The organism is Streptomyces roseoverticillatus (assembly GCF_000719265.1).
Classification (GTDB): Bacteria; Actinomycetota; Actinomycetes; order Streptomycetales; family Streptomycetaceae; genus Streptomyces; species Streptomyces roseoverticillatus.
In genome coordinates this window covers 1-15,160 of record NZ_JOFL01000026.1, presented here as the reverse complement: position 1 = coordinate 15,160, position 15,160 = coordinate 1, and the positions used below count along the sequence as shown (strand labels likewise).

The window sequence follows — 15,160 nt, the reverse complement described above, 5'->3', positions numbered from 1 at the left end:
GGGCCCCTGAGCCCGTACGGCACCGCCGGACACGACCGTCGTGGTCGCGCACTGCCGCGGCGGATTCGAGAACCGCGTCAGACGGCTCTGGTGTCGACGGTGTCGACGGCTCCGGCATTGCCGGGCTCCGTCTCCCACGGCTGCCCCGGCACCACCAGCGGGCTCCCCGTCACCGGGTCCGGGACGACGACCGACTGCAGGCCGAAGACCTCCCGTACGAGGTCGGCCGTCACGATGTCCGCCGGGCGGCCCTGGGCGACGACGCGGCCCGCCTTCATCGCGACGAGGTGGTCGGCGTAGCGCGCGGCCTGGTTGAGGTCGTGGAGGACGGCGACGACCGTGCGGCCCCGCTCGCGGTTGAGCCGCCGCACCAGGTCCAGGACCTCGACCTGGTGGGCGATGTCGAGGTACGTCGTGGGCTCGTCCAGGAGGAGCAGGTCCGTCTCCTGGGCGAGGGCCATGGCGATCCAGACGCGCTGCCGCTGGCCGCCGGAGAGTTCATCCACGGCCCTTTCGGCCAGCGCGGTCGTGTCCGTACGGGCCATGGCGTCGGCGACGGCCCGCTCGTCGTCCTCCGACCACTGCTGCCACCAGCGCTGATGCGGCTGGCGGCCGCGGGCGACGAGGTCCGCGACGGTGATGGCCTCGGGCGCGACGGGTGTCTGCGGGAGCAGGCCCAGCGACTTGGCGATCGCCCGGGTGGGTATGCGGGCAAGGTCCTGGCCGTCGAGCAGGACGGTGCCGCGGGCGGGCTTGAGCAGCCGCCCGAGCGCCCGCAAGAGCGTCGACTTCCCGCACGCGTTGGGGCCGATGACGATGGTGACCTCGCCGTCGGGCACGGCCAGGTCGAGGCCGTCGACGACCGTGCGGTCCTCGTAGGCGAGGGTCAGGTCGCGGGCGGCCAGCCGGCTGCCCCGCGCGCGCTCCGTCACGCTGTTCCTCCCGTGCTCCGGGTGCTGTGGCCCTTGATGATGAGCCGGATGAGGTAGGGGGCGCCGACCGCCGCGGTCAGCACGCCCACGGGCAGTTGCGTCGGCTCCAGCAGCTTGCGCCCCAGCAGATCCGCGACGACGACGATGACCGCGCCGGTCAGCGCCGAGGACAGCAGCGGGATCTGCGCGGTGCGCGTCATGCGGCGGGCGAGCTGCGGGGCGAGCAGCGCCACGAAGTCGACGGGACCGGCCGCGCCCGTGGCGATGGACGCGAGGACGACGCCGAGGAGGACGAGCCCGCCCCGCACCCGGTTCAGCCGCACGCCCAGCGCGGTCGCCGTGTCGTCGTCCAGGGTGACCGTGCGCTGCGCGCGGGCGGCCCAGCAGAGGCAGGGCGCGAGCACGAGCAGCGCCCAGGCCAGCGGGGCGGCCTCGTCCCAGCCGGGGCCGTTCAGCGAGCCGGTCATCCACACCTGAGCCCGCTGGGCGACGAGGTAGTCGCCCTTGGTCATGAACAGGTGGGTGACGGAGCGCAGGGCGACGGCGAAGCCGATGCCGATGAGGACGAAGCGGGTGGCGTGCAGGCCGCCGCGCCACGCGAAGGCGTAGACGAGGGCGGCGGCGATGAGGCCGCCGGCGACGGACACGTAGGGCAGGGCGGCGTACGAGGTGACGCCGAAGGTCATCGCCCCGACGGTCAGGGCGCTCGCGCCCTGGGTGATGCCGATGACGTCGGGGCTGGCGAGCGGGTTGCGGGCGACGGTCTGGATGAGCGCGCCGCCGGCGCCGAACGCGAGGCCGACGAGCAGGCCCACGGTCATGCGCGGCAGCCGCAGGGTGCCGACGGTGACCTCCTCGCGCGAGGGCTCGCCGAGGAGGACCTTCAGCACCTCGCCGGGCGCGGCGTAGGTCTTGCCGACGCACAGGTAGGCGAGGCAGGCGGCGGCCAGGAGGACGATCAGGCCGGCGGCGACGGCGGTGCCGCGCCGGTGGACGAGGAAGGAGCCGCGCCCGGCCCGTACGAGGGCGTAGCCGGCGGGGCGGGCGGCGGTCCCGCCTCCACGGACAGCGGTTCCGGCGCCCCGGGCAGCAGTACTCATACGGCGGCCACCCGCTTCCGGCGGACGAGGGCGACGAGGAAGGGCACGCCGATCAGGGCCGTCATCACCCCGGCCGGGACCTCGCCCGGCGGGAAGAAGACGCGGCCCGCGGTGTCGGCCGCCAGCAGGACGACGGGGCCGAGGAGGGCGGACATGGGCAGCAGCCAGCGGTGGTCGCCGCCGACGAGCGCGCGGGCGATGTGCGGCACGGCGAGGCCGACGAAGGCGATGGGGCCGGCGGCGGCCACGCCGGCGCCGGTCAGGACGGTGGCGCCGAGGCCGCCCGTGATACGGACGGCGGCGACGTTCCGGCCGAGGCCCTTCGCGACGTCCTCGCCGAGGGCGAGGGCGTCCAGGCCGCGGGCTACGGACAGCACCAGCACCGCTCCCACCAGCAGGAACGGCCAGATCCGGCCGGCCAGGCCGGTGTCGCTCGCGGAGAGCGAGCCGACCTGCCAGAAGCGGAACTTGTCCAGGACGGACGCCTGGGTGGTGAGCACGGCGGTGGTCAGCGAGACGAGGAGGGCGTTGATCGCGGCGCCGGCCAGCGCGAGTTTGACGGGCGAGGCGCCGCCGCGGCCGCGCGAGGCGATCGCGTAGACGGCGACGGAGGCGAGCGCCGCGCCGCCGAAGGCCCACCACACGTAGCCCGTGACGCTCTCCACCCCGGCGAGCATGATCGCGAGGACGACGCCGACGGCCGCGCCGTGGCTGATGCCGAGGATGCCGGGGTCGGCGATCGGGTTGCGGGTGATGCCCTGGAGGGCCGTGCCGGCCAGGGCGAGGCCCGCGCCGACCATCAGACCGACGAGGGTGCGCGGCAGCCGCATCTCACGGACGACAGCTGTGTCCGTTGCGTACGTGCCGTCTCCGCCGTGCAGCAGGGCGTCGAGGACGTGGCCGGGGGCGACCGGGCGGGCGCCCACGGCGAGGCTGAGGAGCACCGCGACCAGCAGGGCGGCGACCGCGGCCACCGTCCAGCCGATGCGGCGCCTGACCAGGGAGGATCTGGGGGTGCTGAGCGGGACGGCGGCTGACATCGCTTCCACGGGGGTCGGACGGCCGAAAAGCCGGAATGAGGTGGTTAGGGCAGGCTAAGTGTACGTAGCGGCTGTGCCGGGAGACCGGGGCGGCCCGGTCAAGCAGGGAAGCGGGGGGGGCGACCCCGCGCAGCCGGAGGCGTTGCGACCCGGCCCGACCGGGAGCCGAACTGCCCCGCCGGAGGCGGCCCCCGCACAATGGCCCCATGAGTCCCACCGCGCGCACGCCCCGCTTCACGGTCGGCTTCGACCTGGACCTCACCCTGGTCGACTCCCGTCCGGGCGTCCGGGCCGCGTACGAGACGCTCGTCGCCGCCACGGGCGCGGCCATCGACATCGACCTCGTGCTGAGCCGGATCGGGCCGCCGCTGGAGCAGGAGCTGGCCAACTGGTTCCCCGCGGACCGCGTCGCCGAGGCCGCCGCCCTCTACGTGGCCGCCTACCCGGACCACGGCATCGCCCCCTCCCCCGCCCTGCCGGGCGCCCGCGAGGCCGTGGCCACGGTGCGCGAGCTGGGCGGGCAGGCGGTCGTCGTCACCGCCAAGAACGCCCGGAACGCGCGCCTCCACCTCGATCACCTGCGCATCGAGCCGGACGTGCTCGTCGGCTCGCTGTGGGCGGAGGGCAAGGCCGTGGCGCTGCGCGAGCACGGCGCGGACGTGTACGTGGGCGACCACGTCGGCGACGTGCGCGGTGCGCGCGCGGCGGGGGCACTGTCGGTCGGCGTCACGACCGGGCCCTGCGCGGCGCACGAGCTGCGGGCGGCGGGCGCGGACGTCGTCCTCGCCGGCCTGACGGACTTTCCGGAGTGGCTGCGCGGCTACCTGGCCGCGGGCGAGCCCGTCGCGCAGGCGCGCGCCTGACGCCGCTGGGCGGCGATCGACCGCAGCACCCCGGCGCCCGCGATGAGGAATCCCACCCCCATGAGCATGCAGACGAAGTACGCTGCCGGGGGCAGCGGATCGGCGCCCAGGAACAGCGGGGCGACCGTCGCCAGGGTGGCCACCGCGCCGACGAGGAAGACGATGGCGCCGATGCGTACCAGCAGATCCCCGGCCCGGGGCGTTTCGCTACTCACCCGACCAGGGTAGATGCCAGGGCGTGGGGTGGGACCGGGGACATCTTGTCACCGGGCCCGGGACCATTAGCCTTGGGGGGTAGCGGGTCTTGCGACCCGCTGTAGTGCTATCCAGAGCTGTTTTTCCGTCGATCGTCATCGATTTCCGGTGGTTTCGGCGGTCTCCCCATTCAGTTCCCCAATTCCGACGAGACACGAGGACGAGGACAGACGTGCCTACCGGCAAGGTCAAGTGGTTCAACAGCGAGAAGGGCTTCGGCTTTCTCTCCCGCGACGACGGCGGAGACGTCTTCGTGCACTCCTCGGTGCTCCCGGACGGGGTCGACTCCCTCAAGCCCGGCCAGCGGGTGGAGTTCGGTGTCGTGGCCGGCCAGCGGGGCGACCAGGCCCTGTCGGTAATGCTGCTCGACCCCACGCCGTCGGTCGCGGCCGCCCAGCGCCGCAAGCCCGACGAGCTGGCGTCGATCGTCCAGGACCTCACCACCCTGCTGGAGAACGTCACCCAGCAGCTCGAGCGCGGCCGTTACCCCGACAAGGTCCACGGCGCCAAGATCGCCGGCATGCTGCGCGCGGTCGCCGACCAGCTGGACGTCTAGCCGTCCGGCTCGTCCCTGTACGCGCCGGCTTCGGCCGGGTTCGGATTCCGCCGGACCCCCGCCGTGGGGGTTTCCCGCCGTTGCGGCGGGCATTTTTCCGCGGCGACCGTCGCCGGTCATGCCGCTCGGCCGCACCCGGCGGCATGGCCTTCCACCGGATTTCCCGGGCTGTGGCCCGGGAAATCCGGTGGGCAGCACTCCGCGTGACAGCCGCTCAGACGAACGCCAGCGCATCCGGGCCGAGGGGCGGTACGAGCCCCTCGGCCGCGGCCCGGGTCAGCAGCCCGCGGACCGCCGCATAGCCGTCCTCCCCGAGGCCCGCCGTGAATTCGTTGACGTAGAGCCCGATGTGCTGGTCGGTGACCTTCGGGTCCATCTCCTGCGCGTGCTCCAGCACGTACGGGCGCGAGGCCTCCGGGTCGTCCCACGCCATGCGTACGGACGTCCGTGCGGCTTCCGCCAGTTCGCGCAGCCGCTCCGCGCCCAGTGAGCGCTTGGCGATGATGGCGCCCAGCGGGATGGGCAGGCCGGTGGTGTTCTCCCAGTGCTCGCCCATGTCGGCCAGGCAGTGCAGGCCGTACTCCCCGTACGTGAAGCGCGCCTCGTGGATCACCAGGCCCGCGTCCACCTTGCCGTCCCGGACGGCCGGCATGATCTCGTGGAACGGCAGGACGACGACCTCGCCGACGCCCCCCGGCACCTCCGCGGCCGCCCACAGGCGGAAGAGCAGGTACGCCGTCGAGCGCTCGCTCGGCACCGCCACGGTCTTCCCGGCCAGCGAGGACGGGCCCTCACCCGCCTCCCGCGTGAGCACCAGCGGCCCGCAGCCGCGGCCCAGGGCGCCGCCGCACGGCAGCAGGGCGTACTCGTCCAGCACCCACGGCAGGACCGCGTAGGAGACCTTCAGGACGTCGAATTCGCCGCGCTCGGCCATGCCGTTGGTGACGTCGATGTCGGCGAACGTGACGTCCAGGGCGGGCGCGCCGGGGACCCGGCCGTGGGCCCAGGCGTCGAAGACGAACGTGTCGTTCGGGCAGGGCGAGTAGGCGATCTTCAGGGGCTCGCTCATGAGGTGCTCCAGGTCTCGGCGGGAGCCGCCCGCAGCGCCTCCCGCAGCGCGGCGGAGGCCCCGGCGAGGGCCTCCAGGGCGTCGCCGATGCGCCACGCGGCACGGTCGCGCGGGCCGACGGGGTTGGAGACCGCCCGGATCTCCAGAACGGGCACGCCGTGCACGGCCGCCGCCTCGGCCACGCCGAAGCCCTCCATGGCCTCGGCCAGCGCCCCGGGCCGCGCGGACACGAGAGCCGCGGCCCGCTCGGCGCTGCCGGTCACGGTCGACACCGTGAGCACCTCGCCGCGCTGCGCCCCGGCCGCCTCGGCGACGGCGCGCACCAGCGCCTCGGGAGGCCGGTGCTCCACGGTCCCGAAGCCGAGGTCGGTCACGGGGACGAAGCCGGCGGGCGTCTCGGCGCCCAGGTCCGCGGCCACGATCGCGTCGGACACGACGACGGACCCCACGGCTGCGCTGCGGCCGGGGGCCGGGGTCGTGAAGCCGCCGCCGATGCCCGCGGAGACCGCCAGGCCGTAGGGGCTGCCGGCGAGCGCAGCGGCGGCGAGGGCCGTCGCCGTGCCCGCGGCCGCGGCGGCCGGGCCCACGCCCGCGGCCAGCACGTCGATGACGAGCGGATCCGGGCCGGCCGGGGCGGTCCGGTGCAGCACGTAGCCGGGCACGGCGAACTCGACGACGGGCCCGGACGCCTCTTCGGCCGCGCCGGGCGTCTCTCGGGCCGCGCCGGGTGCCTTACCGGCCGCGCCGGGTGCCTTCCCGGCCTCGGCGGTGCCGGTGGCGGCCGCTGACGCGCCGCGGACGACCGCGTCGCGCTCCGCCGCGACGGCGGTGACGACGAGGACGCGCATCAGCGGGACCGCCGGTCCGTCGCCCCGGGGCCCGCCGGGCCCCGGCCTGCCGGCCGCCGCCCCGTCAGCGCTCGTGCGCTCAGCCCTTGTCCAGTTCGAGCTTGACGTTCCACACGCCGTCCTCGGTGATGACCGACAGGATCACGTCCTTCTCGAAGCGCTGCTCCATCCGGTTGACGAAGAGCTGCTCGCCGTTGAGCGACGTGTAGGTCTGCTTGAGCTGGTTGGTCTGCTGCTGGGCGTTGATCGCCACGAGCCAGCCCTTGTCGGCCATCTTGGGGTCGACGCCGACCCGGACCTTGTCGCCCGGCTGGACCTTCACGGTCTTGACGGACTTGTCGGCCATGCACTTGCTGAGAGCACCCTGGTCGAGCTTCTTGCCCTCGTCGAAGCAGGCGGCCTCGGTGGTCACGGTGGTCGAGCCGACGGTCACCGTCGCCAGGGGCGTCGGCTTGTCGCAGGCGGACAAGGCGACGAGCCCGAAGGCCACGGCGCCGACAGCGGCAGCGGCGCGGCGGCGCTTGCCCCGGAAAATCGCAGCGGTCATGCGGGCAGGCTATCGGGCCGCCCAGGTCAGGCCACGCGGGGGTGCGGTGAGCCACGCCGTGCCGCGGTCAGCAGACCCCGTACGGCTGTCGCGACCCCCAGGGCGAGGACCGCGGCGGCGACCGCCATGCCGAGCGTGCCGTTGAGCGGCAGCAGGATGCCGATCGCGCCGCCGACCACCCAGCTCATCTGCAGCAGCGTCTCGGAACGGGCGAACGCGGAGGTGCGGACCGCCTCCGGCACGTCCCGCTGGATGAGGGAGTCCAGGGACTGCTTCCCCAGCGCCTGGGAGATGCCCGCGACGGCCGCGATGACGACCACGAAGAAGGCCCCGTAGAACACGGTCGCGACGACGGCCGTGCCCAGCGACACCGTCAGGACGAGCGCGATCGTCTTCTCCGGGCCGCGCGAGCGCAGCAGCGCCCCTATCGCCGTGCCCAGGGCGTTGCCGGCGCCCGCGGCGACCGCGACGACGCCCAGGGAGAAGGCCGGGCTCAGGCCGCCGAGGGGGTGGACGCGCAGGAGGAAGGCCAGGAAGAAGGTGAGGAAGCCGGACAGCATGCGCAGCGCGCTGTTGGCCTGCAGCGCGTGCAGGACGGAGCTGCCGACGGTGCGGAGGCCGGGGGGCCTGTTCTTCCCGGTCTTTCCGGCGCCGTTCTTCTTGCCGCCTTTCCGGTCTTTCCGGATATTCCACCCGTTCCAGCGATTCCCGCCCCTTCTGCCGGATTTCCCGGCGAGGGCCGGGGTCCGGCGGAGGCGGTGCGAGGGGGGCTCGCCGGACACGAGCCGGGCCCGGGCCTCGCCCTTCGCCGAATCGACCTTGTGCGGGAGCGAGAACGACAGCACCGTGCCGAGGATGAACACGACGAAAGCCCCGTAGAGCGGGAATTCCGGCCCGATTTTGTGCAGCCCCGCTCCCAGCGGGGCCGCCACGCCCGTGGCCAGCAGCCCACCCAGGGTCACCCGGGAATTGGCCTTCACCAGCGAGATCCGTGGCGGCAGCAGCCGCGGCACGACCGCCGAGCGCACCACCCCGTACGCCTTCGACGCCACCAGGACGCCGAGCGCCGCCGGATACAGCTCCAGGCCGCCGGTGGCCACCGCACCCGACATCGTCAGCGCCAGCAGAGCCCGCGTCAGCATCGCGCCCGCCATCGCCGCCCGGCGGCCGTGCGGCAGCCGGTCGAGGAGCGGCCCGATCACCGGGGCCAGGAGGGTGAAGGGCGCCATCGTGATCGCCAGGTAGAGCGCCACGCGGCCGCGCGCCTGGTCCGTGGGGACCGAGAAGAACACCGTGGACGCCAGTGCGACCGTGATCAGCATGTCGCCCGCGGAATTCACGGCGTGCAGCTCGATCAGCTTGCCCAGGCCCGACTCGCCCGCGCCGTGCGCGTGCGTCGCCCTGCGCACGCCCCGCGCGGCAGCCGTGAACGGGGCGCGCAGCACGCGGCCGGCGCCCCGGGCCGTGCGGCGCAGCGGCCCGCCCTCGACCGACCGGATGGCTCCCACCACGCCATACTGCCCCAACTCGCACGGCGCAGGGCACTTTCACCGCCGCGGGCGGCCGTCCCCGACCGGGTCGGCGGACGGGCCGGAAGAGGGCTCGCCGCGGCCCGGCTATCCCCGGCGCCTCCGAGCGGGGTAGCGTGCGTAGCGCGCCACCGGCGGTCGTTCCTGGCCGCGCTCCGAGTCTCGATCCCGCAGAATGGGAGGGACTAGGTGTGCCCGAAACCGTTCGGGCGCGGACGTCGACGCGGTCCTGCGGTCCGCTCCGTCCGCCGACCCGGCCGATCGGCTGGCGCACTCGTGAGACGCGCGTGGAAGAGAGAATCGATTCTTGTGAGTGCTGCGATGCGAAGCCGTACCCCGGACCGCCTGTGCGCCGAGGCGGTCGACATGGCCCGTGCGGCGGCCGAGGAGGCCGCCCTGCCCGGCACGGTCGGCGAGCACGTCCAGGCCGTAGCCGACGGGGACCGCGTCGTCACGCACTACTTCCTCTGCCAGGACCCCGGCTACCGCGGCTGGCGCTGGGCCGTCACCGTCGCCCGCGCCTCCCGCGCCAAGGTCGTCACCCTCGACGAGACGGTGCTGCTGCCCGGGCCTGACGCCCTCCTCGCCCCCGAATGGGTGCCCTGGAGCGAGCGGCTGCGCCCCGGCGACATGGGCCCCGGCGACCTGCTGCCCACCGACGCCGAGGACCTGCGACTGGAGCCCGGCTGGAGCGGCGAGGACGTCCCGCCGCCGAACTCCGCCGTCTCCGAGGAGATGGACCGCCTCGCCGACGCCGAGGACGCCGACGTCGTCGCCGGCTCCCCCGCCGCCCAGCCGGCCGTCCCGGCGCGCGGCACGATCTCGGCCATCGCCGAGGAGCTCGGGATGCGGCGCGCCCGCGTCCTCTCCCGCTACGGGCTGCACACCGCCGCCGACCGCTGGGACGAGACCCACGGCGGCAAGACCCCCATGGCCCAGGCCGCGCCGGCCTCGTGCGTCAGCTGCGGCTTCCTCATGCCGATCGGCGGCTCCCTCGGCCAGGCGTTCGGCGTCTGCGCGAACGAGTTCGGGCCGGCGGACGGGCACGTCGTGTCCCTGTCGTACGGCTGCGGCGGGCACTCCGAGGCCGCGGTCATGCCCAAGCCGCCGCGGCCTGCGCCGCCGGTGATCGACGAGACGCTCGTCGATCCCCTGCCGCTTCGCCGTGCGGCGGACGAGGTGGAGACGGGGCCGGAGTCGGACGAGGAGCTCGGCCACTCCTGAGGCGCCCCGGGTGCGGGGTGCCCCGGTATCGCGCCCCGGGGGGCGCTCGTCCTCAAGCGCCGGACGGGCTGGGGTGTGGTGAGCGCACCGTATTCCGGCCGGCTGGGCCCTGACACCTGCCCGGTGGGCCCGGAGCGGGGATGTCCTCACGGACGAGCTCAGCCGAGAACAAGCCCGTCCGGCGTTTGAGGACGAGCGCCCTGGCGCGGTCAGGCCCGGCCCCGGGGGCGCTGCACCCGGCACAACAGGGGTGGCCACCGTCGGTCGCAACCGCCGCGCGGTACGTTCTGCCGTAGGAACACCACCGGCGGCAGGAGACGACACGTGAGCGGCACGGCAATGGTGCGGGGCGCGGCCGAAGGGGCGGATCCGTTCGGGACCGGCCGCCTGCGGCGTGGCGTGCTGGACGCCTGGGCGGCGTCGCCGGCCCGTTTCAGGGAGGACGCCAACGCCGAGGAGGACCTGGCGCTCGGCGGCTACCGCGACCGCCTCGTCGTCGAGCTCGCCCAGAACGCCGCCGACGCGGCCGCCCGCGCGGGCGTCCCCGGCCGGCTGCGGCTGACGCTGCACGCGGGCCGCAACGGCCGCCCGGCCGTGCTCGCCGCGGCGAACACCGGCGCCCCCCTGGACGCGGTGGGCGTCGAGTCGCTGGCCACGCTCCGGGCGTCGGCCAAGCGCAGTGAGGAGAAGGGCAGCGTCGGCCGGTTCGGCGTGGGCTTCTCCGCCGTCCTGGCGGTCAGTGACGAGCCGGCCGTCGTCGGCCGCTCCGGCGGCGTCCGCTGGTCCCTCGCGGAGGCGAGGGCGCTGGCGGCGCGCGAGGCCGTCCAGGCCCCCGGCCTGGCCGAGGAGATGGCCCGCCGCGAGGGCCACGTGCCGCTGCTCAGACTGCCGCTCCCCGCCGAGGGCTCCGCCCCGGCCGGATACGACACGGTCGTCGTCCTGCCGCTGCGCGACGGCGCCGCCGAGGACCTGACCGCCCGTCTGCTGGCGAGCGTCGACGACGCGCTGCTGCTGACCCTGCCGGGCCTGTCCGAGGTCGTCGTCGAGACGGACGGCGTCGTACGGACCCTGACGCGCCGCCAGGAGGGCCCGTACGTCCTGGTGGACGACTCCGAGCGCGGCTCGGCGGCCCGCTGGCGCATCGTCCAGGAGGCCGGGCCCCTGGATGCCGCTCTGCTCGCGGACCGCCCCGTGGAGGAGCGCCTGCGCCCGCACTGGTCCGTGACGTGGGCCGTGCCGGTGGGCGAGGACGGCGCGCCCGTACGCCCCTCCACCGCGCCCGTCGTGCACGCCCCGACGCCGACGGACGAGCCGCTGGGCGTCCCGGCGCTGCTCATCGCCACGTTCCCGCTGGAGCCGACGCGCCGCCACGCCGCGCCCGGCCCGCTCACGGACTTCGTCACCGGGCGCGCGGCGGAGGCGTACGCGCAGCTGCTGCGGGACTGGCACCCGGTGGGCCCGGGCACCCTCGACCTCGTGCCGTCGCCGCTGGCGCAGGGCGCGCTGGACGCCGAGCTGCGCCGGCAGGTCCTGGACCGGCTGCCGCGCGTCGCGTTCCTGCCGAGCGCGGCCGGAGGCCCCGCCCAGGAGCCGGCCGCGCCGCGGGGCGGCGGTGTGGAGGGCGTCCCGTGGACGGAGGGCCCGGACGCGGCCCGGCAGACGCCGGAGCCGTCCCCCGCCCCGGCCGGCGCCCCGGAGGACGCCGACACGTGGGACGACCCGTTCGCGAGCAGCGGCCCCGAGCCGTACGCGCTGCGGCCCGCCGACGCCGAGGTCGTGGAGGGCGCGGGCGCGGAGACCGTCGCCGTGCTCGGCGAGCTGTTCCCGAACCTGCTGCCCGCCGGGCTGGAGCGCCGCCCCGAGCTGCGCGCCCTGGGCGTCGCGCGGGCGCCGCTCGGGGAGGTCGTCGACCGCCTCGCGGGCGTCGAACGCGCCCCGTCCTGGTGGCAGCGGCTCTACGACAGCCTCGCCGGCATCGACCCCGACCGGCTCAGCGGCCTGCCCGTGCCGCTCGCGGACGGCCGTACGGCCATCGGCCCGCGGCAGGTGCTGCTGCCGCCGCCGGACGGCGCGGACTCGGAGCGGCTCTCCCGCCTGGGCCTGAAGGTCGCCCACCCCGACGCCGCGCACCCGCTGCTGGAGAAGCTGGGCGCCACGCCGTCCTCGCCGCGCGCGGTCCTGACGACCCCGCAGGTGCGGGCCGCGGTGGCGGCCTCCCTGGACGCCGACGAGATCTGGGACGAGGACGCGCTCGACGCGGACGCCCTCGCCGAGCTCGTCCTCGGACTCGTGCGCGACGCCGGGCTCGTCCCCGGCGACGAGCCGTGGCTCGCCGCGCTCGCCCTGCCCGACGAGGACGGCGAGCTCGCGCCCGCGGGCGAGCTCGTCCTGCCGGGCAGCGCCTTCGAACGCATCATCCGCCCCGGCGAGCTCGCCGCCTGCGACGCCGGCCTCGCCGAGCGCTGGGGCGAGCAGCCGCTGACCGCCGTGGGCATCCTGGCCGGCTTCGCGCTCGTCCGCGCCACGGACGTCGTCCTCGACCCGGACGAACTCGAACCGCGCGACGGCGACTTCCCCGAGCCCGACGACGCCGGCCTGCTCGACGCCGTCGACGTCTGGTGCGAGGACGTCCTCGACCAGCTGCCCCGTACGCCCGTGCCGCCCGTCGCGACGGAGCTCGTCGCCGTCCGCGACCTCGACCTCGTCGACGACGACGCGTGGCCGGAGGCCCTCGCCCTCCTCGCCGAGCCGCCGCTGCGCGACGCCCTGACGGCGCCGGTGCGCGTCCTGCTGCCCGACGGCACCACCGAGTCCGTCCGCCCGTACACGGCCTGGTGGCTGCGCGGCCACCCCATCCTCGACGGCCGCCGCCCGGCGGGCCTGCGCGTGGCGGGCGGCGACCCGCTCCTGCGCGGACTGTACGAAGCGGCGGACGCGGGCGACCTGGCGGACGAGCAGGTGCTGCGCGCCCTGGGCGTCCGGACCTCGGCCGCCGCCCTGCTGGACGAGCCCGGCGGCGGCGCGGAGCTGCTGGCCCGGCTGGCCGACCCCGGCGCCGACGTCGGCGCCGCCCAGCTGCACGCCCTCTACGGCCTCCTCGCCCGCCTCGACCCCGACCAGGTCACCCTCCCGGACGAGCTCCGGGCCGTCGTGGACGGCGAAGTGCGGGTCGTGGACGCGGCGGACGCGGTCGTGGCCGACGCCCCGGACCTGCTCCCCCTCGCGGCCGGCCACGCCCTCCTCCCCGTGCCGCCCGCGCACGCCGCCGACCTCGCCGAACTGCTGCAGGTGCGCCGCCTGAGCGAGACGCTGGAAACGACCGCCCCAGCGGGCGAGGGCGAACTCCGCGAGGTCCCTGAAGGCGTACGGGCCCTGCTCCCGGGCGCCCCTTCCGCATACGTGGAACACGAAGAACTCCTGGTCGACGGTGTCGAACTGGACTGGCACCTCGCCCCCGACGGCGTCCTGCACGCGGCGACGCTGGAGGGGGTGGCCGCGGGCCTCGCCTGGGCCGCAGGCGCGTGGTCCCGCCGCTTCGAAGCGGCAGCCCTCCTGGAGGACCCCAGCCGTACGGAGGAGCTGGCGCGGGCCCGCTGGTTCGACTAGGCCCTCGGGGACGTGACGTGCGACCGGGGTCTCCGGGACGGGGCCCCGGTCTGCCTATGCTGCTCCGATGACTGAAGCGGACGTGAAGAAGCCGGCGGCCCTCCCCGGCGGGAACGTGGACCGGGGCGGGTACTTCCTGTTCACCCTCGTCGTGCTGGTGATCGGCTGGATCACCGCCGCGGTGAACACCGGGATCTCGTACCTCACGCCGGGCACCGAGGTGATCTCCATCATCACCGGCTGCATCGGTTGCCTTGTCTTCGCGATCCTCCTCCGTTTCCTCCACCACGCGTGGTGGCTCGCCGCACTCTCCGTGCTGCCGTCGCTGTTCGTCCTCGTAGGCTCGGTCCAATACCCCCGCGAGGCCGCGCTCGACAGCCGGGGTGTGCGCGAGACCGTCCGCATCACCGCCGACAGCGCTGACGCCGACGGCAGTTCCAGTCACCGCTTCACCCTCGTCGGCCCGTCGGGCGAGCTCAAGGAGACCCTGGACTACGGCGGGGACCACCCGTCGTGGAAGGTGGGCGACCGCCTCGTGGTCATCAGCGACCCGGACCGCGCCGTGCCGCTGGAGGCGGCCTCCGACGTCGACCCGGACGGCCAGCTCGGCTCTCTCATCGCAGGCGTCGCCGGATGGACCGGCATCACCCTGCTGGCCGGCCGTCGCGGATTCATACGGCGCCGCGCGGGCCGGCATCCCCTCTTCGAGGACCGCGACTGATACCCCCCGGCTGGTCGGGCTAGCGCGCGGTCCACTGGTCCGTCTCGGCGAACGTCCTGCCGGGCAGGGGCTTGCCTATGAGCGCGATCGGGATGAAGAAGTTCACCTGGCTGATCGCGATCATCAGCGTGGCGAGGGCCTTCTCGTCGTAGTGCTCGCCGACTTCGGCGAACAGCTCGTCCGAAACCCGCTCGCCGCCGTCCTGGCCGGGCTCCAGCACGGCCTCCACCAGCGCCAGCGCGGCCCGCTCAGCATCCGAGAAGTACGGCGCGTCCCGCCACGACGCCACCGCCGCGATGCGCTCCTCCGACTCCTCCGCCTTTCGCAGCAGCGACGAGTGCAGCACGGTCAGGTAGGTGTTGCCCACGATCTGGCCCGCCCGCAGGTGCATCAAGCCGATCGTGGCCCGCGGCACGGTCCGGTTGCCGACGGCCTTGAACAGGGCCCCGGCGATCTCCGCGATCTCGGGGACGAACTCCTGGGGGTCGGACATCCGGGAACGCATGGCAGACATGGCTTCCTCCGCAGTGATCGAGCGTGTTTTCGTTGCCGTTCACTGCTTTGACGGATCGCGGAGGGCGAGTGTGACAGCGGCCGCGATCTTTTTTCCGGGCCCGCTGGGGTGCGGGTCTGTTCGGGTGCGGGTCTGTTCGGGTGCGGGCTCGCTTGGGTGCGGGTCTGTTCGGGTGCGGGCTCGCTTGGGTGCGGGTCTGTTCGGGTGCGGGTCCGCTTGGGTGCCGGTGGTGGGGGCTCCGGGGTGGGGGTCCGGGGCCGTATATTTACGGGCCCGTTGCCGTAGACGTCGAGGGTGCCCCGGTATTGGGCCCACAAATACACGTCAGCGCCCCGGACCCCCACCCCTGCGCCCCC

Annotated in this window: 14 protein-coding genes; 5 read left to right on the top strand and 9 right to left on the bottom strand. The window is 74.9% G+C overall.

Annotation, left to right across the window (positions count from 1 at the left end; all coding sequences use genetic code 11):
- Window positions 1–77: 77 nt before the first annotated feature.
- Genes IF61_RS0126550 through IF61_RS0126540 form a run of 3 tightly spaced genes read right to left on the bottom strand, consistent with a single transcriptional unit; the run spans window position 78 to window position 3,072 of the window.
- Complete coding sequence (locus IF61_RS0126550) at window positions 78–932, bottom strand: ABC transporter ATP-binding protein (protein ID WP_030369052.1); 855 nt, start codon at window positions 930–932, stop codon at window positions 78–80.
- A complete protein-coding gene (locus IF61_RS0126545; RefSeq protein ID WP_030369051.1) occupies window positions 929–2,032 on the bottom strand; it encodes a FecCD family ABC transporter permease in 1,104 nt (367 codons plus the stop codon). Before IF61_RS0126545 ends, IF61_RS0126550 begins: the two co-directional genes overlap by 4 nt.
- A complete protein-coding gene (locus IF61_RS0126540; protein ID WP_030369050.1) occupies window positions 2,029–3,072 on the bottom strand; it encodes a FecCD family ABC transporter permease in 1,044 nt (347 codons plus the stop codon). The genes IF61_RS0126545 and IF61_RS0126540 overlap by 4 nt, the downstream gene beginning before the upstream one ends.
- A gap of 206 nt (window positions 3,073–3,278) precedes the next feature.
- On the opposite strand from IF61_RS0126540, the gene IF61_RS0126535 reads away from it, so the two are divergent.
- On the top strand, window positions 3,279–3,935 hold the full coding sequence (locus tag IF61_RS0126535; RefSeq protein ID WP_030369049.1) for an HAD family hydrolase: 657 nt from the start codon (window positions 3,279–3,281) through the stop codon (window positions 3,933–3,935).
- On the opposite strand, the gene IF61_RS0126530 is transcribed toward IF61_RS0126535, so the two are convergent.
- On the bottom strand, window positions 3,893–4,150 hold the full coding sequence (locus IF61_RS0126530; RefSeq protein WP_030369048.1) for a hypothetical protein: 258 nt from the start codon (window positions 4,148–4,150) through the stop codon (window positions 3,893–3,895). The two genes, IF61_RS0126535 and IF61_RS0126530, sit on opposite strands and share 43 nt — an antisense overlap.
- 212 nt (window positions 4,151–4,362) lie before the next feature.
- On the opposite strand from IF61_RS0126530, the gene IF61_RS37510 reads away from it, so the two are divergent.
- Window positions 4,363–4,746 (top strand): cold-shock protein, encoded by a 384-nt coding sequence (locus IF61_RS37510; protein WP_030369047.1) that lies wholly within the window; start codon window positions 4,363–4,365, stop codon window positions 4,744–4,746.
- A gap of 214 nt (window positions 4,747–4,960) precedes the next feature.
- Here IF61_RS37510 and IF61_RS0126520 read toward each other — a convergent pair whose 3' ends face one another.
- The 4 genes from IF61_RS0126520 to IF61_RS0126505 all read right to left on the bottom strand — a co-directional run bounded on the left by IF61_RS0126520 (window position 4,961) and on the right by IF61_RS0126505 (window position 8,718).
- On the bottom strand, window positions 4,961–5,815 hold the full coding sequence (locus tag IF61_RS0126520; protein ID WP_030369046.1) for a 1,4-dihydroxy-6-naphtoate synthase: 855 nt from the start codon (window positions 5,813–5,815) through the stop codon (window positions 4,961–4,963).
- On the bottom strand, window positions 5,812–6,663 hold the full coding sequence (locus IF61_RS0126515) for a futalosine hydrolase (protein WP_030369045.1): 852 nt from the start codon (window positions 6,661–6,663) through the stop codon (window positions 5,812–5,814). The genes IF61_RS0126520 and IF61_RS0126515 overlap by 4 nt, the downstream gene beginning before the upstream one ends.
- 79 nt (window positions 6,664–6,742) lie before the next feature.
- Entirely contained in the window at window positions 6,743–7,210 is a 468-nt protein-coding gene (locus IF61_RS0126510; RefSeq protein ID WP_030369044.1) for a hypothetical protein, read from the bottom strand.
- A 26-nt stretch (window positions 7,211–7,236) separates the two neighbouring features.
- Window positions 7,237–8,718, bottom strand: a complete 1,482-nt coding sequence (locus IF61_RS0126505; protein WP_030369043.1) for an MFS transporter — start codon at window positions 8,716–8,718, stop codon at window positions 7,237–7,239.
- A 342-nt stretch (window positions 8,719–9,060) separates the two neighbouring features.
- Between IF61_RS0126505 and IF61_RS0126500 the strand changes: the two genes are divergently transcribed.
- From IF61_RS0126500 to IF61_RS0126490, 3 genes are all read left to right on the top strand, one after another.
- Complete coding sequence (locus IF61_RS0126500) at window positions 9,061–9,963, top strand: DUF3027 domain-containing protein (protein ID WP_030369042.1); 903 nt, start codon at window positions 9,061–9,063, stop codon at window positions 9,961–9,963.
- A 339-nt stretch (window positions 9,964–10,302) separates the two neighbouring features.
- On the top strand, window positions 10,303–13,569 hold the full coding sequence (locus IF61_RS0126495; protein ID WP_030369041.1) for a sacsin N-terminal ATP-binding-like domain-containing protein: 3,267 nt from the start codon (window positions 10,303–10,305) through the stop codon (window positions 13,567–13,569).
- 67 nt (window positions 13,570–13,636) lie between these two features.
- A complete protein-coding gene (locus IF61_RS0126490; protein ID WP_052393070.1) occupies window positions 13,637–14,290 on the top strand; it encodes a hypothetical protein in 654 nt (217 codons plus the stop codon).
- 19 nt (window positions 14,291–14,309) lie between these two features.
- On the opposite strand, the gene IF61_RS0126485 is transcribed toward IF61_RS0126490, so the two are convergent.
- A complete protein-coding gene (locus IF61_RS0126485) occupies window positions 14,310–14,804 on the bottom strand; it encodes a carboxymuconolactone decarboxylase family protein (RefSeq protein WP_030369039.1) in 495 nt (164 codons plus the stop codon).
- Window positions 14,805–15,160 lie beyond the last annotated feature (356 nt).